The organism is Chamaesiphon sp. VAR_48_metabat_135_sub, from assembly GCF_031418915.1.
Taxonomy (GTDB): domain Bacteria; phylum Cyanobacteriota; class Cyanobacteriia; order Cyanobacteriales; family Chamaesiphonaceae; genus Chamaesiphon.
Map to the genome: position 1 here is coordinate 1 of NZ_JANOJV010000043.1, position 20,977 is coordinate 20,977.

General features: G+C 44.8%; 17 protein-coding genes. 11 read left to right on the forward strand and 6 right to left on the reverse strand.

Going from position 1 to position 20,977, the window contains the following annotated elements:
- A partial coding sequence (locus RMO55_RS03250; protein WP_310423433.1) for a filamentous hemagglutinin N-terminal domain-containing protein occupies window positions 1–3,379 on the reverse strand: 3,379 nt, incomplete at its 3' end.
- A gap of 276 nt (window positions 3,380–3,655) precedes the next feature.
- On the opposite strand from RMO55_RS03250, the gene RMO55_RS03255 reads away from it, so the two are divergent.
- Complete coding sequence (locus tag RMO55_RS03255) at window positions 3,656–5,377, forward strand: ShlB/FhaC/HecB family hemolysin secretion/activation protein (protein ID WP_310423436.1); 1,722 nt, start codon at window positions 3,656–3,658, stop codon at window positions 5,375–5,377.
- Between the two features lie 21 nt (window positions 5,378–5,398).
- On the forward strand, window positions 5,399–5,830 hold the full coding sequence (locus tag RMO55_RS03260) for a DUF1036 domain-containing protein (protein ID WP_310423439.1): 432 nt from the start codon (window positions 5,399–5,401) through the stop codon (window positions 5,828–5,830).
- 295 nt (window positions 5,831–6,125) lie between these two features.
- Here RMO55_RS03260 and RMO55_RS03265 read toward each other — a convergent pair whose 3' ends face one another.
- The gene (locus RMO55_RS03265; RefSeq protein WP_310423441.1) at window positions 6,126–7,094 is read right to left on the reverse strand and encodes a serine protease; all 969 of its coding nucleotides are present in this window, start codon (window positions 7,092–7,094) and stop codon (window positions 6,126–6,128) included.
- A gap of 201 nt (window positions 7,095–7,295) precedes the next feature.
- Between RMO55_RS03265 and RMO55_RS03270 the strand changes: the two genes are divergently transcribed.
- On the forward strand, window positions 7,296–8,114 hold the full coding sequence (locus RMO55_RS03270; protein ID WP_310423445.1) for a formylglycine-generating enzyme family protein: 819 nt from the start codon (window positions 7,296–7,298) through the stop codon (window positions 8,112–8,114).
- Window positions 8,115–8,263: 149 nt separating this feature from the next.
- Window positions 8,264–9,652, forward strand: a complete 1,389-nt coding sequence (locus RMO55_RS03275) for a serine/threonine-protein kinase (protein WP_310423449.1) — start codon at window positions 8,264–8,266, stop codon at window positions 9,650–9,652.
- A 125-nt stretch (window positions 9,653–9,777) separates the two neighbouring features.
- Here RMO55_RS03275 and RMO55_RS03280 read toward each other — a convergent pair whose 3' ends face one another.
- Entirely contained in the window at window positions 9,778–10,371 is a 594-nt protein-coding gene (locus RMO55_RS03280) for a PAP/fibrillin family protein (RefSeq protein WP_310423478.1), read from the reverse strand.
- A gap of 75 nt (window positions 10,372–10,446) precedes the next feature.
- On the opposite strand from RMO55_RS03280, the gene RMO55_RS03285 reads away from it, so the two are divergent.
- The 4 genes from RMO55_RS03285 to RMO55_RS03300 all read left to right on the forward strand — a co-directional run bounded on the left by RMO55_RS03285 (window position 10,447) and on the right by RMO55_RS03300 (window position 14,237).
- Window positions 10,447–10,725, forward strand: a complete 279-nt coding sequence (locus RMO55_RS03285) for a DUF3134 domain-containing protein (protein WP_310423452.1) — start codon at window positions 10,447–10,449, stop codon at window positions 10,723–10,725.
- A gap of 90 nt (window positions 10,726–10,815) precedes the next feature.
- Window positions 10,816–11,904 carry a phospho-N-acetylmuramoyl-pentapeptide-transferase gene (gene mraY / locus RMO55_RS03290; RefSeq protein WP_310423455.1) on the forward strand — a complete coding sequence of 363 codons (1,089 nt, stop codon included), beginning with the start codon at window positions 10,816–10,818 and terminating at the stop codon, window positions 11,902–11,904.
- 237 nt (window positions 11,905–12,141) lie between these two features.
- A complete protein-coding gene (locus RMO55_RS03295; protein ID WP_310423458.1) occupies window positions 12,142–13,371 on the forward strand; it encodes a HEAT repeat domain-containing protein in 1,230 nt (409 codons plus the stop codon).
- A 104-nt stretch (window positions 13,372–13,475) separates the two neighbouring features.
- A complete protein-coding gene (locus tag RMO55_RS03300) occupies window positions 13,476–14,237 on the forward strand; it encodes a L,D-transpeptidase family protein (RefSeq protein ID WP_310423461.1) in 762 nt (253 codons plus the stop codon).
- Between the two features lie 391 nt (window positions 14,238–14,628).
- Here the strand turns inward: RMO55_RS03300 and RMO55_RS03305 are convergent, their stop codons facing one another.
- Complete coding sequence (locus RMO55_RS03305) at window positions 14,629–15,636, reverse strand: Gfo/Idh/MocA family oxidoreductase (RefSeq protein ID WP_310423463.1); 1,008 nt, start codon at window positions 15,634–15,636, stop codon at window positions 14,629–14,631.
- A 420-nt stretch (window positions 15,637–16,056) separates the two neighbouring features.
- On the opposite strand from RMO55_RS03305, the gene RMO55_RS03310 reads away from it, so the two are divergent.
- Together RMO55_RS03310 and RMO55_RS03315 are read left to right on the forward strand one after the other, a co-directional pair.
- Window positions 16,057–16,356, forward strand: coding sequence for a ferredoxin (locus tag RMO55_RS03310; protein ID WP_310423465.1), 300 nt, complete (start codon window positions 16,057–16,059; stop codon window positions 16,354–16,356).
- 297 nt (window positions 16,357–16,653) lie between these two features.
- Complete coding sequence (locus RMO55_RS03315) at window positions 16,654–17,526, forward strand: hypothetical protein (RefSeq protein ID WP_310423469.1); 873 nt, start codon at window positions 16,654–16,656, stop codon at window positions 17,524–17,526.
- A gap of 150 nt (window positions 17,527–17,676) precedes the next feature.
- Here RMO55_RS03315 and RMO55_RS03320 read toward each other — a convergent pair whose 3' ends face one another.
- Window positions 17,677–18,222, reverse strand: coding sequence for a hypothetical protein (locus RMO55_RS03320; protein ID WP_310423472.1), 546 nt, complete (start codon window positions 18,220–18,222; stop codon window positions 17,677–17,679).
- Window positions 18,219–18,818 (reverse strand): phycobiliprotein lyase, encoded by a 600-nt coding sequence (locus RMO55_RS03325; RefSeq protein ID WP_310423481.1) that lies wholly within the window; start codon window positions 18,816–18,818, stop codon window positions 18,219–18,221. The genes RMO55_RS03320 and RMO55_RS03325 overlap by 4 nt, the downstream gene beginning before the upstream one ends.
- A 199-nt stretch (window positions 18,819–19,017) precedes the next feature.
- On the opposite strand from RMO55_RS03325, the gene RMO55_RS03330 reads away from it, so the two are divergent.
- Window positions 19,018–20,712, forward strand: coding sequence for an ABC-F family ATP-binding cassette domain-containing protein (locus RMO55_RS03330; protein ID WP_310423475.1), 1,695 nt, complete (start codon window positions 19,018–19,020; stop codon window positions 20,710–20,712).
- Window positions 20,713–20,977: the final 265 nt, after the last annotated feature.

Genomic DNA, 20,977 nt, shown 5'->3' on the forward strand with positions numbered 1-20,977 from the left:
CTGAGATAAAACCCTCATCGAACTGGCGTTTGACAACACTAGCCCCAATCACAAAATCTGTGCCCCCATGAGTAATATTAATGTTGCCAAATGGAGCTGTCGAGACACTGAGTGTATTGCTAAATCCCACAAAATCGACGACTCGAAACCGACCTGCTGCATTGACGGTGAGATCGCCACCACGGTGTGGGTATCGTGTATCTCCCACAAATCCAGAACCTGCGTTGGTAGAGATCGAATCGACGATCGCATCTCCTGTTTTGGTTGAGATGCTGACATTTCCACCTCGGGGTTGAATTGCGGCTATTTCTGCTTCAGTTGGGCGACGTTCAGGGGAATTTGGATTGAGGGGATCGCTTAAAAAAACAGCTCGATTTAAGCTCCCTGTTGAAGAATCAATCTTGCCTGTTTTAATCTCCGTTTTCGCAGCGAGTGTAATATTGCCACCATTGCCACCACTGCCTTTTTCATTGCGGACAAAAACATTCAATTTATTGCTGGTATCGAGTGTGCCAGTCAAAATTGCATTGTTGGATTCGATGCGGATGTCTCCACCATTTTTAGCAGGGTTTTGAGGAGTATGAGGATTGTCAAAACTCCCTAGAGGGTTAGGATTGTTAGGATCGAAAGGAATGGAAGGAGGGTTGGGAATACTAGTATCGATATTCTTGGTGATGACATCCCCATTCGAGATTTGACGATTGGCTTTAGTCACGGTATCGCCTTTAGCGATCTTCAGATCGGGACCTGTAACTAATCGCACCACTCCATTAGAATCTACCGTAAGATTATTAGCCGCGATCCTTTTAGCCACGTCCGAGGAGGTCAGAAGTTCAGGTAAGGTGAGAGGCTCAGATGGAGAAGAATTAATTTGACCTATGCTGGTTTGGGAAAGATCGCCACTGAGTGGCTTGCCATCATTGCTCAAGGAGACTAATTTACCATCGGGAACGGTCGCGATCGTGATATTACCGCCTTCGGTTTTAATCGTGCCCGTATTAACTACCGTTCCGCCCACCAGGGTAATATTTTGTCCCGATCTCACGGTGGGATTTCTTGGATTGCCAGCAGTATCGACATTACGATCGTCAAAATTAGCCGCACTAAAAATACTTCCTGGCTGATATCCGCTACTAAACGCCAAATTAGCGGGAGTGTCCGTTAATTGTGCATAGTTATTAGTACCGAAAGCATTAAACCACTTGCCATCGCTAAATCCGATCGCGTTAGCTGTCGTAGCGGTAAAGGCTCCCGGTACATTCAAGCTGGCATTTTGACCAAATACCATCCCGGCGGGATTGATCAAAAATAAATTAGCAATACCCCCAGATACCTGAATTTTGCCATCGATAATCGAGGGAGTACCACCCGTGACTCTGCCCAAAACATTTTTAACCCCTGAAGTACCAGCCAGATCGAAATTAGCAGTGGGGATACTCGTCGGTGTGCGGAGCAAATTGAACTTATCGAAACTATGAAATAAATTCACGCCCGATCGATTGCCACCTGTAATGTTAAAGGTATCCCCAGCAACGTTGACGATCGTGCCATCTTCTCCTACGATCTGCTCTCGTGCGGGAATTGTGTCTGGACTAGGGGAAATGGTAATAGGTTGGTTGGGGTTGCTGATGGGCGGAAGAGCGGAGATCGTAATGCTAGCAGGACTGTTACCACCTGGAACATAAACATCTGGCAAATTTGCAGAAGTAGCTATTACGCCTAGACTACCACTCGCACCATTGGCAAATACAAATCCAGGTTGGGCAGGTTGACCTCTAAAATCGAATGGGGAGCCAGGATTGCTCTCTACGGCTGTTGCGCCGACCGTGAAATTATTGCCACTATGCTCGATCTTAATTTTGCCAGAATTATTAGTAAAAAGACTTAGATAATCAGTGCTACCTGGGGTGTATCCATTTAGGATGTATTTTAACGCTCGAAACAAACCTGCGGCCTGGACATTTATATTACCGCCATTGCTACCGCTGCTAACACTTTTCTCATTAGCAGAGATCGAGTCAACTACAATATCTCCCTTTCTAGTAGCCAGGGTGACGTTTCCACTACTGGGACTAATCTTTACTGTTTGAGTGTCAGCAAGGTCAGTATTGTTGTTACTTGAAGAAGTAATGTTTCCGGTTTTAATCTCTGTTGCCGCTCTGAGGCTAATATTACCCCCATTACCACCACTTCCTGGTTGATTTAAGACGAAATTAGAATTGTTGTTTTTGGTATCAATATTCCCTGAGAGAACTGCCTGACTAGACTCAACTGTGATACTACCCGCATTTTTAGCGGGATTATTAGGAGTGAAAGGATTAGAAACGTCACCTAGAGGGGGATTAGAGGGATTATTGTAATTAAGAGCAGTTCCAGGAATACTAGCATCGAGAGTCTTGGTAATTACATCGCCCTGTGAGATGATGCGATTGGCTTTAGTAACAGTATCACCTTGGGCGATCTTTAGATCGGGACCTGAAACTAATCGCACCACCCCAGTAGAATCCACAGTGACATTGTTAGCTGCGATCGCCTTAACCGCATCAGAAGAAGTCAACAACTCAGGCAGAGATAGAGGTGTAAAAGATGCTGGATTAGCATTAATTTGGCCTGCGGCTGCCATCGGCAGATCGAGACTCAGGGGATTGCCCTCGTTGCTCAATCGAACAAATGTACCCTCAGGTACAGTCGCGATCGTGATATTGCCGCCCTCAGTTTTAATCGTGCCCGTGCTGATAACGGTGCCGCCGACTAGCGTGATACTTTTGCCTGGAGTAGTCGTCAGATTTGCCGCATTAAAAATACTTCCAGGCTGTACACCACTAGCAAATCCCAAACCAGTAGGATTGCCGATTAAAGCAGAATAATTATTTGGAGTGACTCCATCGAAAGCATTAAACCAATTACCATTGCCAAACTCGATCGCATTGGCTGTCGTGGCAGTAAATGAACCTGGCACATTTAAGCTAGCACCTGCGCCAAACACCATCCCAGCGGGATTCATCAAAAACAAATTCGCATTACTGCCAGATACTTGAATTTTGCCATCAATTACAGAAGGACTACCGCCATTAATGCGACTGAGGACATTGACAATGTTGGGAGTGGTAACGAAATTGGCAGTCTGTCCGGTATTGACGTTGAATTGCCCAAAAGTGTGAAATAAATTGTTGCCGCCTGGTTGACCATCTTTAATATCGATCGTGTTGCCACTGGTACTGACGCTCGTGCCATTGCTGCCAGTAATCTGCGCTCGGGCGGAAAGTGATAGTCCTGGTACAAACAAAGCCATCCAGACTAACAGGAGCCAGACTTTTTGAATGGTGTCGAGCTGAATAACTACTGGACGCTGATGATCGACTTTTTTGTTTGATTTCATGACTATAAAATTTCCCCGTTCGGCTAGATTTAGAACGAAATTTATTAATATATGCTAAATAATAGTACACTTTAGTAGCATATTCTCACGAGATTGTACATTTTGCTGATAATCTCATCGAGAATTATCGATCGAGTATAAACTACTCGCTAAGTTTACGCCGATTGGCTTAACCACGGTGAGATTGATCGTTTTATTGTCTATGAAGTAGCGTAAAATACATAATCTTAGATATTTGTAATTATATGCGGTCGGTCGTCCTAATTTTTAAATTTCATGAATAAAATTATCAAAATATTGACAATTTACCCAGCATTACTCTGCTGTTTAATTCTCAATTCATCCCCAACAATCGCGCAAACTCTCCCAACTCAAACCCTGCCTCAGCCGACACAAGATCGCTTTCCCCAACAAATCCCAGCTCCCACACCACTCCCCCTCGAGCAGCCCACAATCCAGCAGCCACCACAAAATCCGGTACCAAGCACAGCACCTGACTCGGTGCAGATTCCAGTGCAAAAGGTTGAGATCGTCGGTAATACATTGCTCAAACCAGCAGATATTCAGCGGATTAGGCAATCGATCGAAGGTAAATCGGTGACGCTGACACAGTTACAGGAGCTAGCTGATGGGATTACCAAACTCTACGTCGAGCGCGGCTACATCAACTCTAGAGCGATCGTCCCCCAGCAGAATATTACTAATGGCATCGTCCAAATTCAAGCAGTCGAGGGCTATGTTTCCCAGATCGATATTCAAGGGCTGGAGCGGTTGCGAGCTGCTTATGTGCGCGATCGATTGCAACTAGGAATTGCCAAACCCTTCAATCAAAATGAGTTGGAAGATAAGCTGAGATTGCTCAGAGCCGATCCACTGTTTGCGAGTCTAGAAGCGAGTCTCAGACCAGGTACGGGGCTAGGTGACAGTGTTTTGACCGTGAGATTGAAAGAGGCAAATGCCTTGACTGGGTTTGTGGGAGTGGATGACTACTCGTCGCCCAGCATCGGAGCCGACAGAATCGGGGCGGTTGTCGGTTACCGCAATCTCACTGGAATTGGCGATGACGTGAGCGCGTCCTACTATCGATCGTTCCAAGGTGGCTCGAATGCCTACGATTTTAATTACCGCGTGCCAGTCAATCCGATGAATGGTACCGTTCAACTCAGAGTTGCCCCCAGTCGCACAAAGATTGTCGATCCACAATTTGCCAGTTTGGGGATTCGCAGCGACAGCGATTTGTATGAGATCAGCTATCGTCAGCCATTGACTCGATCGACTCGCGAAGAGTTTGCCCTGTCTTTAGCCTTTGCCGTTCAAGATGGACAAACTTTTCTCAATGAAAATCAACCGCAACCGTTTGGAATCGGTCCCGATGCTAATGGCTATAGTCGCACTCGCACCATCAAGTTTGGGCAAGATTATCTCAGCCGAGATCTGCGTGGTGCCTGGGCGTTTCGATCGCAGTTTAATCTAGGCATTAACGCTTTCAATGCGACTAGAAACACGGGTGGAAGTCCAGACGGATCGTTTTTTAGTTGGGTTGCACAAGTCCAAAGAGCGCAACAATTAGATGTCAATCAACTGCTGATCGCTCAAGCCGACTTACAAATTAGTCCCGATAGTTTGCTACCTGCACAACAGTTAACGCTCGGCGGCGGACAAAGTTTGCGGGGTTACAGTCAGAATGCTAGATTTGGTGATAATGGGGTTCGGGTATCGGTTGAAAATCGGATTGCCTTACAAAGAAATACGGCGGGTGTACCCACACTTCAAATCGTGCCATTTATCGACATGGGTGCTGTGTGGAATAATCCTAGCAATCCCAATACACTGCCCAACCGAAACTTTTTGGCAGGTGTGGGAGTGGGGACGATCGTAGAACCATTTCCCCAATTTAATATCCGTGCCGATTTAGCCGTACCATTAGTGAATTTGAATCAGTCAGGCGAAAGTGCCCAAACTCGCTGGCTATCTTTTTCGGCTGGATACAGTTTTTAACAATAGCAACCTCTTAACTTTATGAAAAAACTCTTAACTATTGCTGGAATTATTGCTACTGTGGTCACACTCGGATGGACATCAGAAGCTAAAGCAGATTTGGTATTTTGCAATCGGATCGATCGACCGATTTATATGGCATTATCTCAAAAAACTACTAATATTCAATCAAAAATAACGATCAAAGGTTGGTGGTATGCCCAGCCAGGACAATGCCAAAGTGTCTACTTAAATAGATTGAAACCAGAAGAATCTTATGGTTATTATGCTGTTAGTGATGATGGCAAAAAGAAATGGGGTGGTGATGCTAAAGAGGTAGAACTCTGTGTCAATGACAATGGATTTGATGCAATATCTGGTAAAAATTCACAGTGTACCGCCCCTAATTATGCTGTTAGATTTAAGTGGTTGGACACTGGAAACCAGCCAGCTATCAGCTTTGATTTTAGTTAATCTAACGTGGGTTTCTCCTGTCGGAGAGGCTACGCCAACGGGTTAAGGATCGCCGCTCGAACGCGCAAGCGCGCCCCCTAAGGGTGGTCGTTTTAGGCTCCGCTCATTACCCGCCTGGGGATTAATCCCCAGGCTAATAGCTCAAGTCTGTTGAAACAGACTGATAGATTCCTCTTAGAGGCTGTTTGAAAAGTTGTTTTTGTTACTGGAACCTAGTCTACTTTAGTAGACTTTTTATTGGTAGCCCGCGATTTATCTGCGGGCGGTAGGGAGCGGAGCAAGTCAGACTAGCAATCTAATCGCTAGTCTGCTCGCTGACTTTGGTAACATCAAGAATTGGTGCCGTACCGCTTCTAGTTCGATATTTTCTGAGGAATTTACGGTTGTTGGTACCGATCGTGGCCGAACTATCACTCAGTTGATAATTTACAGGCGACTTATCTATTTTAGCACCAATAACTTTGATAGCTTGAGGTTGAAGTTTCAAGAAAGTTTGCATCGGAATACCTAAGTTAAATCCGGTTTTTTCATTACTACCCACTCCACCAGAGTTCTCTTCTTCGGGATTTTGACTATTACGATCTCCTTGTCCGTGAATTGCCACAACTCTGCCTGCAACATCTAAAACTGGCCCTCCACTCATCCCCGATCTGGTGATGCTGGTGTAGGAAAGATCGTAGCCATTCGTCGTAATCGGCTCTTGAGTGTTGGGATCGCTTTCCTCAAGTCGCGAAGAAACCATTCCCCCTGTAAATTGAAAAGTAATTCGTCTGATTGCTTGTCCTGGTTTGGGAAAACCCGCAACATACACGGGAGTACCTTCTTCGGCATATTCGGAATTACCGATCGTCCCAACGGCAAAAGCATTGTTACTTTCAAAGGAAAAGATCGCGAGATCGACCTTAGGCAGGATTTTAATATTTCGATCGACATCAATATTGATTCTTTCACGCTTTTTCTTGCCTGAATTATCTAAAATAATCGGGGTAATGAGTTGATAACTATTACTAGAACTGTTAACCACATGGGCGGCTGTTAAGATTGTATAAATATTTTTCGCGCCTTTTTTGACGCGACCGATAATAACTCCAGACCCAAATCCACCATCGGCGGATTCGATTCTGACTACCATTTTTTTGGCGATCGCGGCGACCTCTTTGGGCTGAATTGCACTAGCTTCACGAGCAGCTTCAACTGTTTGGGATGTGGATGTTACTAAAGTTGCAGCGGTCAGGCACAGGGGGATTAGATAACGGTAGATCATAGTTTTTCTCAAATAATATTAGGCAAGATCGGAGCATGAACGATTGAAGAGTTCTTTCTCATCATTTTCGCTCGATCGAGAACGTCATTAATTAGCAATAATACCAAAAACACAACAGGAAAAATGTTACAAACTAGCTTAACCCTATGGCATACTGAGATCTGACGATCGATCTCTTGTTACATATCTCTCCTAAAAACCATGTCTTCAGCACCTCATCTCACCACTTACACCTTTGAAACAGTCAGTGTCGATGGGAATGGTGAAATAATCGATCGTCAACTAGTTACTGCTGAATGCTTGACAGAAAGAGTGGGAGATGGAATCACTCTAGATCTAGTGTTGATTCCAGGCGGTACATTTATGATGGGCGACAGTAGACACCATCAAGATGAACAACCGATCCACCAAGTGACGCTAGCACCGTTCTATATAGGTAAATACCCAATTACTCAAGCTCAATATCGATCGATTATGGGCGAAAATATGGGTGTGGGAGTAGGAGCGGATTACCCGATCGAGCAAGTAAATTGGGATGATGCTCTAGAATTCTGTCGCAAATTATCTCACCAAACAGGGCAACAATACAGTCTCCCCGGCGAATCACAGTGGGAGTATGCTTGTCGCGCCACAACTACCACCTCCTTCTACTTTGGGGATATTATCACACCCAATTTAGTCAACTATAATGGCGATTATCCCTACAATGGCGCACCAACAGGTGAAAATCGCGGACAGGCGACACCGGTGGGGAGTTTCCCCCCCAATACGTTTGGATTGTATGACATGCATGGGAATGTGTGGGAATGGTGTCTGGATGAGTACCAGTCTAATTATTTAAGTGCGCCAACAGATGGCCGTGCCTTAAATCCTCACAGATCCGCAGGAAATCTCAAACGTGTCATGCGCGGTGGTGCTTGGGATTATGTCGCGAAGGGATGTCGCAGTACAGTTCGCTGTAGTCTCGCGCCGACGATTCGGATCGATGGGTGTGGCTTCCGAGTCGTGCTGGCAAAGTAACATAATTCATCAATTCAATCGATCGACGGGAGTGCAATTGCATAATATCAGCAGCAGTAGAAAACAAGATCGCCACTGCCCGCTTTAACCTTAACGCCATCCCAGTAATTGATGGGTATATTAAAGAGAGAGGATTCAGATCGGCATCTATGCAAAATTCAGCAGCAGAATTTATTGGGGAAGTATTATGCGATCGCTACCAGATCCAGCAGCAGTTAGGCAAAAAGACTGGTAGAAGAACCTTTTTGGCGATCGATCTCCAAACATCACAACAAGTCGTCATTAAACTGCTAATTTTTAATAGCGAGTTTATTTGGGACGATCTCAAACTATTCGAGCGGGAAGCGGAAACCCTTAAACATCTGGATCTCCCAGCTATTCCCCATTACCTGGACTATTTTGAATTCGATTTACCAACTTTAAAGGGTTTCGCGCTGGTGCAAACCTATATCGATGCCCCATCCCTCGAAGAAGCCGTGAGTACAGGCAGACGCTTCACCCAGAGCGAACTAAAAGAATTAACCCTTGCCCTCCTCAATATTCTCGATTATCTACACTCGCTCCAACCACCAGTCATTCATCGGGATCTCAAACCCAGCAATATTCTGATCGCCAATCGATCGGGGAATAGTATCGGTGACGTGTATTTAGTCGATTTTGGCTCGGTTCAAAACGTTGCTGCCAAAGATGGCGGTACGATGACAGTAGTAGGCACCTATGGTTACATGCCGATGGAGCAATTCGGCGGTAAAACCGTTCCAGCTTCGGATCTTTACAGCTTGGGTGCAACTTTAATCTACACCATTTCTGGCGTTCATCCTGCCGATTTGCCCCAAGAAGACGGCACAATTGGGCTACCAGCGAATGGCTTGAGTCAGGGCTGGCAAAGGTGGCTCAAAATGGCGATCGAACCCAGTCTCAAAAAACGCTTTCCCAATGTCCAGACTGCCAAATCCGCGCTGGAGCGGTTGGATGAAATTCATAGTATTTCCAGAGAAAAACCCTACGGTAGCAAAATAGTTTTAACGAAAAGTGCGGAGACGATCGATATTATCATTCCCGATCGACGTTTTCCAATCGGCTGGGGAATCGCGATCGTTCTCAGCATGTTTATTCTACCAATTCCGGTAACAATTATTAGTATGATAGTGATGTCATTAAGTCAATACTATCTGCCATTTGCCTTGGTTTCTCAGCTATTTTCCTGGTCCCCAGTTGTTTACAATCTTGCTTACTATTTCTTTGGCAAATTACATTTGCGAATCGATCGCAATTCAATCTCCGCAGATAAAATGCTGGGTAAATTTCGATTAAAACAAACTCCGATCGCCGATCGATCTAATATTGATACACTAAGATATTATCTCACACCTCAAGTACGGCAGAAGAATAAAACAAGTCCTCCTACAAAAGAGATTGTTATTTTAGCTGGGGTGAGAGAATACCGACTCTACAGCAACAGTGAGGCTGAATGTGAATGGTTATTAGCAGAATTGAGTGAATACTTAAATTTACCAATCTCTCGATCGACAAGTTAATATCGATCGAGGCAGTAAGAAATTAGCGTATTGTAGTTTGTTCACCACCAAAGTTAAACTAAGTAAATCGGGATAAGTGTCGGATAATTGTTAGGAGATATTACGATATTTTGCGGGAAAAGATGTCAATTCTTTGTTAATACGAAAACGCTACCTTCATTACCTCTACTGATGCGGAGACTCTCCTCGAGATAGGTAATTTCGAGCCAGGCGGGTGTTTTCCCCTCCTGACGGTTAATGGGAAGATCGATCGCTGTGAATTTTTGACCGCTTTCAATTGCGCTAATTAATCGATCGGGATCTGTATAGTTGATTAACCGTTGTAATCCAACGATCGAACGGTTAAATTGCACATTTACTCTGGATTCATTGACAGGTGTAAATGTTGCGGCGATCGAGACAATTCCATTCAATCCAGGTATTAAATTATTGACTTCAGCAATATTATAGACCTTACTTGTAGCCGGACGGATGCATTGATAAATAGTCCCGAGTTGGACGAGGGGAAATCGATCGATACCAAGTAAACTTTGACTGCTAGTGTAGAGCAGCCGCCAATTACCAGTCAACAGATCGATCGCGGTTGTCAAAGGAAGTGGGTGCGGATTGCGCAACTCTAATTCAGTAATGGCGGCAAGGATTGCCTGTCGATCGATCTTACTAGCTAAGATCCCACGATTTTTACCAGCGATCGCGTCAAGTAGTCTGGCTTTTGGCATCGGAAAGAGGGGATGTTGTGGCAGTGGAGTAGTCACAATGATAAACTATGAGAACTTAAAGCTGAAAAAATTAGTATGTCTGATATCCTCGATCTCGATAACCTTGACACATTCGTAAATCCAGCCTTAAAACAACAACCCCGTTACGAACCAGCACCTGTAATTGCAGTGCAGCGCAATACTTCTATTTTAGAGTGGTTGGAATCTCAAGGAAGACTGATCGATCGGGACGAACGCGATCCAGCCGTATCCGCCTTAGATCAACCTAATGTCGAAGATGAATTATTTGAAGACGATCGTGACTATCAGGAAGAAGAGGATAGTGACGATTCTGATGATAGTGACGACGCTTAGACAGATGTGATGGCGAAGATGCAGATCGCCAAAATTAATTTGACAATATTGCGAATGGAAGTAGTGATGAAATTACCTCGGAGGAAATAGATGGAGGGTAAATCGGCATCTGTAAGGGGTTTGAATCCTACGGGAACTGTATTACTAATTCTACTAGGAACTGTCCTGACTGGATCGATTCTCTGGCTAGATTGGCAGACTGGTAGAAGCTTAATGACATCGCTACTGCTGCCGTTTTTGGTTTCTACCGCTTTGGTAGCGGCGATCGGCTACAGGGCAATTCCGCTGCTCAAGCAGTTGAAAATGGGTCAATTCATTCGGGAAGATGGCCCCCAGGCGCACCTCCAAAAAGCGGGAACGCCGACAATGGGTGGCGTATTTGTGGTACCAGTCGGTGCGCTCTTGGGTATTATTTGGTCGCAATTCAGTCCCGATGCGATCGCTGTAGCTGCTACGAGTTTAGGTTATTTTGCGATCGGTGGTGTGGATGACTGGAAAAGTTTGAGCAACCGCCAGAACGAAGGTCTCACGCCTAGGGGTAAATTATTGTTACAGACGGCGATCGCGATCGCCTTTTGTGCATGGGCTTTGTATAGTAGGGGCAGTGAAATTACTAATGTCCATTTACCCTTCAACATAGTTTTACCGTTAGGGTTCTTATTTTGGGGGCTAGCAGTATTTACATTGCTAGCTGAGAGCAATGCGACCAATCTCACTGATGGCGTAGATGGATTGGCTGGTGGCACGGGAGCGATCGCCTTGGCGGGTTTAGCTGCAATTATCCTCCCCAAAGAACCTCAATTAGCCATCTTCTGTATTTGCTTGAGTGGTAGTTATCTGGGTTTTGTGGTGCATAACCGCAACAAGGCTAAGGTATTTATGGGCGATACTGGTTCCCTCGCCTTGGGTGGTGCTTTGGGTGCTGTCGGGATTCTCACCGAAAATATCTGGGTGTTGCTGGTGTTAAGCGGAATTTTTGCAGTTGAATCGCTCTCAGTCATCGCTCAAGTCGGTTACTATAAAGCCACTAAAGATGCTGAGGGGAAAGGTAAGCGACTATTTAAAATGGCTCCAATTCACCATCATTTAGAGTTGAGTGGTTGGAAAGAAACTCAGGTAGTTGGCTTATTCTACGCGATCGAGGTTCTGCTCGTCCTCATTGGTTTAGCAATCAAGTAAGTTGAAAGTTGGTTTAAGTTTTGAAGAGGCAGGGTGGTTTCATACACCGAAATAAAAATCGCTCAGTCCACTTCAGCGGACTTTTGCTCTTAGCCCGCGATTTATCTGCGGGCGGTTGAAGACTAAGCACCAAGGTTGTTGCCTTTTCCTTTTCTTGTATGAAACCACCATAGGTTTTAGTTTTGAAGAGGGGAACTGTAGACCGTTCCCTTTACCCTTTACCCCGTGCCCTAGATCGTGCCATCTGTCAACCTCAAACAAGCGATTGCTGCAGCAGATAGTGGGATGTGGTCGATCGTCGTCGATTGTCTCCAAACCCTTTCCCTGCAAGAGCTAGATCGCAACGAAACAGTTTTAGACTTAGCCCTGCAAGTACTAATCCAGGGCGATATCGAACAGCAGTGGGATATTGCCAAAATCATTCCCAAACTGGGGGAAATCGCCATTCAACCATTGTTAGAAATAGTTAACGATCGCGACCTCGATTTAGAAGATCGGTGGTTTGGAGCACGAATCCTAGGGGCATTTAAGCAACCCCAAGTGGTGACAGCACTAGTTGCCTTAATCCAACAAAATGAAGATCCAGAATTAACGACGATCGCGAGTGGGGCATTAACTAAAATTGGGATTCCGGCGATCGCCACAATGACAGATCTCTTGGCTACACCCGATCGAGGTATTGCCATCGCCATTCTCGCTCAAATTCGGCACTCACAGACGATCGAGCCATTAATACAAGTAATCGACGATCCCGATCCGCAACTTCGCACCCTCATCGTTGAAGCATTAGGTAGTTTCCACGATCCGCGAATTCCACCGCGGCTGCTGCTAAAACTCACAGATGTAGCCGCTAGTGTTCGTCAAGCCACCGTAGTAGCATTGAGTCTCCGTGGCGATTTAGCTGTTGAATTAGATCTGCTCGAACACTTGAAACCCCGATTATTCGACCTCAATTTGGATGTCTGTAAGTCAACTGCACTAGGTTTAGCCCGATTGCCCGATCCAGAAGTAGTAGGAACTTTGGCAGAAGTACTGGCATCGATTAATACTCCAAATGAATTAAAATCGTCAGTAATTCTCGCATTGGGTTGGATTGGAACTCAACCAGCGATCGATAGTTTAATCGCTGCACTAGAAAACAGATCGATAGATTTAGCACCAGAGATCGTTACCGCAATCGGCAAAACAGAGCGAGAGCGGGTTTATGCCAGTCAAAGGCTCGTCGCTTATTTAAACGAAAAAGAGCTGTACAAGGGACATCCGGCGATCGTCAAACAAGAAATTGCCGCAGCATTGGGGAACCTCGGCAACATCAATACCGTCACAGATCTAGTTCGGCTGCTAAAAGATCCAGACGATCGAGTCAAACTACATGTCATGACGGCAATCTCGAAACTCACTTCAATAGTTACCGTCGAAATGTTACCTAAAAAACCAGAGTTTCCGCCAGATTGCGGGAACCAGTAAAATCTCCAGAAGAAAATGTGAAGGAAATGATAACTTAAGTGGGTAAGCTAGGTTTGACAGCAATGTCCGGCAACTCAATCACTAGAGTTTTATAGATTTTAATAATGCCTCGATTCTCAACTTCTTTACTATTCCAGTCCAGCGTATTGCTAGCAGCCGTGCTGGTAACAGTCCCCAGCAGACTTCATGCGGAAACTACTTTCGATCGTAATCTCAATCTCCAGTCCCAGACATCAACAGCCGCAAAACAGGCTAATCTGAAGGCTAATTCAGCACCAATCCCAACCAAGCCCAGCCGACAGCTAATAACTCCGCCCAAACAAAATACTGGCTTGTCATCAACTGGATCGATTATTTTGACTCCTACTCCAGTCGTAACTAGCAATAATTCAATTCCCACAACTCCTCAACAACCCACAGTAACGCCCAAATTTAAACCTACTGTCACCGCAAGTACTGCGCAACCGCCAGTGCAAAATGTTGTCAATTTGCTGCTCAAGCTCAACGAAAAGCAGGTGTATGTTTATAAAGGTGATAAAATCATCGCCAAGTATCCTGTGGCGATCGGCAAGAAAGGCTGGGAAACTCCCACAGGGGAATGGCAAGTCATGGAAAAAATCAAAAATCCAGCCTGGACAAGCTTTAAAACTGGAGAAGTAGTCGCAGCAGGGAAACAAAACCCCCTCGGACAACGCTGGATTGGCTTTTGGACTGATGGTCAAGATGTTATTGGTTTTCACGGTACTCCCGATGTCAAATCGATCGGTACGGAAGCATCACATGGCTGTGTACGGATGTTCGATCGAGATGTCAAAGCACTTTTCCCGCTAGTTCAAGTAGGTACCACCGTTAAGGTCGTTAATTAAGTTGAAAGTTGAAAGTGTTGACTCCTTGTACTCAGCGTACTCAGCAGAGTCAAAGCGATAACAGGATCGTTCAATTGCTAACGTCGGGTGAAGGATCTCGTAAGCTCAATTCTTCTGAAGAGGACTATTAATTGTTAGCCTGCACTTCAGTCTCGGGTAGTATCTGAGCGGAGCAGCTATTCTTAACCCGTTAGCGGAGCATCGGAAACCAGATAACCTGATGTTAATTAATGATAAAAAAAGGAGTGGAAACTAATTACCACTCCTCAACTTTTAATTCTACTTAAATGGAATTCAGATACTCAACCTGTACTGTTATCTGGATGAAATTTAGCACCATCCTGTTCCAGGAATTATCATTAATTATTAGCGTCAAGCGTACTTGTCTTTATCAACTGTCAACCATCACTGTTCGGCGAGTTTCTGCAGAGATTCTGGCAGCATCCGCGACGCGTAGAGTTCCGAGACTAGCCGCAGGAGTGACATAAATTGGTTGTCCATCAATTAAATGGTCGAGCACGAGTTCCAAATCTTTAGCAAATAAACCTTTCCGCGCACCTAGATCCAGTGGCGTAGAGATGCCAGATTGAATTAATACCCCCTCATCACCATCGAATACTAACGCCCCATTTTCCCCATGCACCTCAAACTTGCGGGAATTTTGCCATAAACCTTCGCCCTTACCATAAATAACTTCGCCGATCGCGTTAGTATTCTTGAAACGTAGTTGGGCTGTACAGAGACAAGTTTTATAGTAATCTCCCACACCACCCCAATACCGATTATGGCAATTGATGCTCTCGATCGATCCAAATAAGTCTGTAAACCGATGGAGGCGGGAAAGTGCCGCACTCAGGGGAAATCCGAACTCAGAGCGATGAAAAGTCCATTTTTCAGGGATAGGACGCTGGGTGACGATCGTGCTGTAGCGAGCGTAATAGACCTCGCCCAGATGATGCAACTGTTCGCGCATCATCTGATGGAGTCCACCGAGGAGTTCGATATGTTCGACATGGAGCAATAGTTTTTTTGCCGCAGCCAGCTCGATGATTTCGGCTGCTTCCTGGGGATTGAGAGCGAGTGGATACTCCACAATTGTATGCTTTCCAGCCTCGATCGCGGCGCGGACGATCTGACCGTGGTCGCCATTGATCGTCGCCACAATGACTAGATCGATATCTGACATTTGTAATAATGTCGGCCAATCGGTGATGGGTAAAGCATTACAGCTCTCGGCAAATTCTACCGTCCGTTCGGGCGTTCTACCCGCGACAGCGACTAAATGAGTGCGGGATTCGGCGACGATATTTTGGGTGCGGACTTTGGCTGCAAATCCTGTTCCTATCACTCCAACACGGATCGGGAGATTAATTTCTCCATAACTAGCGATCTTAGACATAAGATTTTCTAATATTATAAAGCGATCCAACAAACAACCAAATTGAAGGTTGGAAAATATTATAGCCGCTGTCCCAGTCGATTATTCGATCGGATCGGCAGAGCCTTTTTGTTACAGCAAACCTTTGACAGGTAAAGACTACAGTCGATATTCGATCGTCTATTCACCTGGGAGATATAAGTAATTAGGATGAATCCCCGCAATTCGATTACGAATACCATTCGACTTTAGAGATACTTATAGATACAGATGGGGAGATTTTCCCTTAGTATTCAGATAGAGCTGAAAAATACTGCGATTAGCTGGGCAATCCGCTCAATCGCAGTTAACCACAGATCTAGTTGGGCAAGATCGCCTGACTACAGACAAATTTGTCCGTATCCGCAATTTTCAAGCGAAATAGAGAGGAATCAATCGAACATGGCAACTTATAAAGTTACTTTAATCAACGAAGCTGAAGGTCTAAACACAACTATCGATGTAGCTGACGACACCTATATCTTAGACGCAGCAGAAGAGCAAGGCATCGACCTGCCTTATTCTTGCCGTGCAGGTGCTTGTTCTACCTGTGCTGGTAAAATCACTGCTGGGGAAATCGATCAGTCCGATCAATCTTTCTTAGATGATGACCAAATCGAAGCAGGTTACGTTCTAACTTGTGTTGCTTATCCCAAGTCTAACTGCACTATTCTGACTCACCAAGAAGAACAACTCTACTAAAAAGAATAGTTCTTCTAAATTAAGAAGAGGGTAAGTAATACCTTGCCCTCTTTTTTAGTGCGGGTGCTTGTTCGACCTGTGCTGGTAAAATCACTTCTGGTGAAATCGATCGATCTGAAACTAGCGAAAAGACCTGAATTATGATTGACGATCGAGGATAATGTCAATTTTTGGATAGTTTTGAGGAATACTAAGGGTGAGTTAATGCTGAAACTTCATATGAAATCTTGAAAGTTTTGATAAGATTTGGCATTCTCAAAAATCTCGAATTTCTTAGTAACTAACAAAGCATCTACAATGAAATTAAAAACTTCAGTCCACTCCATCCAAGTGGCGATGGGTGTGTTCGTTGTGTCTACAATCACTGGATTGTCTAACCCCAATGTGGCTTCGGCTGTCACAATAACTTATGAAGCTCCGAATGTTTTTTCTGCTAGCACTGTGCTTGGATCTACCGTCCAGAATGATTTTGAATCTTTGAGTATTAGTACTGGTAATTATGCAAATTACCCAAATTCCACTTTTGGCTTTATCGATGCTTCTACTACCCATAGTTATACAGCAAAATACGATAATCTCGAAGTTGCAAAATATGGTGGTAGTGGTCAAACGGCTGGGGCTGGATATACTGGAAAATTCGCAGTTAATACCAAAAGTACTGGCGTTACTAATCCCGCAATTATAACTACAAATTTAACTTTCACCGACAATACCGCAGGTGGAACTGCGGCGGGTATCAAATACTTTGGTCTATTCTTTTCGTCGTTAGATGCTGGGAATCAATTAACGTTTTACAATGGCGCAAACATTCTTGCTCAGTTATCAATTAGTAACTTTTCAAAACTTGTAAGTAACTCTCCTAGCTTTAACGGTGGTCCATATGGTCAACCTGGTACTTTCTTCAACTTTTATGCTGATGCTGGAGAACAGTTCACTAAAATCGCATTTACTCAAACTACTACGGGTGGCGGCTTTGAGCATGACAATCATACCTTCCGCATTCCCAATGCAGTTGCTGTTTCAGGAACTGGGGTGGGCTTAGGTGGTTTGACGTTCACTGGCAATGTCAACACTACCGCCGTTCCAGAACCCTTTACCATTATCGGTAGCATTATCGGCGGTACAGCAGCCTTCAGAATGAGAAAGAAACTCAAAGCGAGTGGTGATTAGAGCGTTGCTGAATGTGGGTATAAAATTTAGGTTAGGGGCTTGATGAAGCGGCGGTTTTATTCGGAGGGAACCTCCGAATAAAAAAACCGACAAGACATTGCCCCTAACCTAAATTTCAGGAGTTGCCTTGAAATTACACTATATCTATCTCTAACCGTCCCCCCGCCACCAAGCTAGGGGATCGATCGAGGGCGAATAAGTCGGCCAATAATATAAACTACGATCGTCTGGTACTAACGACGGTTGCGGGAAGCCTAATCCCAAGCATAAATGGCTTAGAACCCTAGCGTATTCTCGATCGTGACCTGGACAACCTAAATGAGCATGAGCGTACTCATGGGCGACGAGAGCCAGCCAATCAGCAGGTGCGACTCTACCCACATCGACCAAAATTGTCGTCGGTACGGCAGTAATATTGCAAAAGCCATCTAACTGTACGGATGATGCAAATGGGATGGCGAAGATCTGAACAGGTTTTCGCTCGATCGGATCGAAACAATCATGACAAGCATTAAGATGGGCTTGGAGCAAGATATTGACCGACTCAATCCGCGTACCAATCCAGTTGCAAATCGAGACTCGATCGCGTAAATTGTCCATTACGTCCAGCATCTGCGGATCTGGTAATAGAGATTGAATCCGTTGGAGATATTCAACTCCAACGCTATATGTTTTAGTTTGTTTGCTAGCTATCACCAACCAAGCGGGGAGAAAATTGAATTGGGATCGATAGTTCCTGACTCAGTAGCGACTGCATCAACTTTTGAATCGTCGAGTACGCGAGTCTCAGTGCAGAATGTCGCCGTACTAAAGCCACCCATCCGTTTCACAGTACTGCTACGAACCCGCACATTTGGACTAGGAAACCAGAACCGTTCCACCGAACTCATGATGTCATATTCAGTGATCAATACCAGTCCCCCATCATTGTCCATATGGTATTGTCCAGCGACAGAGACGATTTCAGCATACCCTCGATCGCGCAACAATTGACCGCTATGAGGTTTGTCGGGGTTAGGAACTAGCGCGAATACAGTCTTCCCCTCATGATTTTCGCCCTCTTGATCCCAACCCATCGAAGCCGCCCAAGTCACACAACAGCCGCCCACCGCGAGACTAGGATCGACTTGGTGAGATTCACACAGCTCGATTATTTCTGGATCTTTAGCCGCCAGTGCTTTCACCTCAATCTCTGATTCCCCCATCTCCGATCTTCTAAAAGCAAGGTGATGCGTGGTGCGTTTCGATCTCCATCTACCAGCACTATGCTGAAAAAACTCCATTACGTCCATCATGGGCGGATTCTTCTTATTAACTCAGCTTTAATTTTAGCAAGTTTGGGAAAGTTGGGAGTTGGGAGTTCATAGTTGGGAGATTGAAGAAGGGCTACTCCAAACTCCCAACTCTCTCCCTCAATTGTGGTAAAGTTTTGTTAAAATACATAATTGGGATACCCGCCCGCCCTCACTACTCCTGGAGAAAATTAATTTCATGCTGCGACTGGAACATATCTGCAAGATTTATCCCACAGGAGAAGTCCTCAAAGACATTAATTGGGAAGTCAAGTCAGGAGATCGAATTGGACTAGTAGGTGCGAATGGTGCGGGTAAATCTACCCAAATGAAGATTATCGCTGGGCAAATCGAACCCACCAGCGGCGAAATTATTCGCCCGAATAGTCTGAATATCGCTTATCTCAATCAAGAATTTGATGTAGATCCGAGTAAGACTGTCAAAGAAGAATTATGGCAAGCATTTGGTGAAGCTAATCGCGTCCATTCCGAACTAAATGAAATCCATCATCAACTCGAAACTGCTGCTGGCGACGAGTTAGATAAATTGCTGACTCGCATGGATAAATTCCAGCGATTGTATGAAGCCTTAAATGGCTACGCATTAGAAGCTGAAATTGATAAGATTTTACCCGAAGTCGGGTTTGAATTAGAAGATGCCGATCGATTGGTCAGTGCCTTTAGTGGCGGTTGGCAAATGCGGATGAGTTTGGCTAAAATCTTACTCCAATTCCCCGATTTACTACTACTAGATGAGCCGACAAACCATTTAGACTTAGAGACGATCGAATGGTTAGAGAATTATCTCCGCAAGCTCGAAACGCCGATGGTAATTATCTCACACGATCGCGAGTTCCTCGATCGACTTTGCAATCAAATCGTCGAAACAGAACGCGGTGTTTCAGCTACCTACCTCGGCAACTATTCATCCTACCTCGAACAAAAAGCTGAGAACTCATACGCTCAATTAAATGCCTTCGAGCGTCAACAAAAAGAACTCGAAAAACAACAAGCCTTCGTCGAAAAATTCCGAGCTAGTGCAACTCGCAGTACCCAAGCAAAGAGTCGCGAAAAACTCCTCGATAAAATCGAACGGATTGAAGCACCAGCATCAACAATGCGAACTCTCAGCTTCCGCTTTCCACCAGCTCCTCGCAGCGGTCGCGAAATAGTTGAGATTAAAAATTTAGAGCATGTCTATGGTGATAAAATCCTATTCATGGGCACAGATTTATTCATCGAACGTGGTGACAGAATCGCATTCCTCGGCCCCAATGGTTGTGGTAAATCCACCCTATTGAAAATGATTATGGGGATGGAACATCAAACTAGTGGCTCTATTACTCTGGGCGAACATAACGTCATTCCTAGCTATTTTGAACAGAATCAAGCAGAAGCATTAGACCTCGATAAAACAGTGCTAGCAACTATTCACGATGAAGTTCCCGACTGGAAAAATGAAGCAGTCAGAACTTTATTAGGTCAGTTCTTATTTACTGGCGACATGGTGTTTAAAAAGGTTGAATCTCTCAGCGGTGGAGAAAAAGCCCGACTTGCACTCGCAAAAATGCTACTGATTCCAGCCAACTTACTAATTCTCGATGAGCCGACCAACCACTTAGATATTCCAGCCAAAGAAACACTAGAAAATGCTCTCATCAACTATGATGGAACAGCTCTAATTGTTTCACACGACAGGTATTTTATCTCCCAGGTTGCCAATAAGATCGTCGAAGTTCGCGATGGCGAGTTCCGCGTATATCTCGGTGACTATCACTACTATCTCGATAAACTAGAAGAAGAACGCCAAGCCGCTAAACAAAAAGCTTTTGCGGCAGCAGAAGCAGCCAAGAAAGCAGCCAAGGCTGAAAAGGCTAGCGCGAAGAAGAAATAGATTTACCCCACTCCAGTCTTCCCCTTTCTAAGGGGAGGGTGCAAGAACCAAGCGATTTGTGTAAAAGAAAATTGGCGTTGCTGAATTGATGTATGGTATGCCCTCGAAATTTAAGGTAGGGGTAATGTCTTGTCGGTTTTTTATTCGGGGGTTCCCCCCGAATAAAACCGCCGCTTCATGAATTACCCCTACCTTAAATTTCGAGGGCATACCATACATCAATTCAGCAACGCCAATTTTCTTTTACACAAATCGCTTGGTTCTT

What these genes read in the sequence shown, in the direction of transcription:
- RMO55_RS03310 (WP_310423465.1), top strand. Translation starts at nt 16,057, where the DNA reads ATGGCAACTTATAAAGTTACTTTAATCAACGAAGCTGAAGGTCTAAAC.
- RMO55_RS03275 (WP_310423449.1), top strand. Translation starts at nt 8,264, where the DNA reads ATGCAAAATTCAGCAGCAGAATTTATTGGGGAAGTATTATGCGATCGC.
- RMO55_RS03255 (WP_310423436.1), top strand. Translation starts at nt 3,656, where the DNA reads ATGAATAAAATTATCAAAATATTGACAATTTACCCAGCATTACTCTGC.
- RMO55_RS03280 (WP_310423478.1), bottom strand. Translation starts at nt 10,371, where the DNA reads ATGCCAAAAGCCAGACTACTTGACGCGATCGCTGGTAAAAATCGTGGG.
- mraY (WP_310423455.1), top strand. Translation starts at nt 10,816, where the DNA reads ATGGAGGGTAAATCGGCATCTGTAAGGGGTTTGAATCCTACGGGAACT.
- RMO55_RS03270 (WP_310423445.1), top strand. Translation starts at nt 7,296, where the DNA reads ATGTCTTCAGCACCTCATCTCACCACTTACACCTTTGAAACAGTCAGT.
- RMO55_RS03325 (WP_310423481.1), bottom strand. Translation starts at nt 18,818, where the DNA reads ATGGACGTAATGGAGTTTTTTCAGCATAGTGCTGGTAGATGGAGATCG.
- RMO55_RS03305 (WP_310423463.1), bottom strand. Translation starts at nt 15,636, where the DNA reads ATGTCTAAGATCGCTAGTTATGGAGAAATTAATCTCCCGATCCGTGTT.
- RMO55_RS03285 (WP_310423452.1), top strand. Translation starts at nt 10,447, where the DNA reads ATGTCTGATATCCTCGATCTCGATAACCTTGACACATTCGTAAATCCA.
- RMO55_RS03300 (WP_310423461.1), top strand. Translation starts at nt 13,476, where the DNA reads ATGCCTCGATTCTCAACTTCTTTACTATTCCAGTCCAGCGTATTGCTA.
- RMO55_RS03330 (WP_310423475.1), top strand. Translation starts at nt 19,018, where the DNA reads ATGCTGCGACTGGAACATATCTGCAAGATTTATCCCACAGGAGAAGTC.
- RMO55_RS03260 (WP_310423439.1), top strand. Translation starts at nt 5,399, where the DNA reads ATGAAAAAACTCTTAACTATTGCTGGAATTATTGCTACTGTGGTCACA.
- RMO55_RS03315 (WP_310423469.1), top strand. Translation starts at nt 16,654, where the DNA reads ATGAAATTAAAAACTTCAGTCCACTCCATCCAAGTGGCGATGGGTGTG.
- RMO55_RS03265 (WP_310423441.1), bottom strand. Translation starts at nt 7,094, where the DNA reads ATGATCTACCGTTATCTAATCCCCCTGTGCCTGACCGCTGCAACTTTA.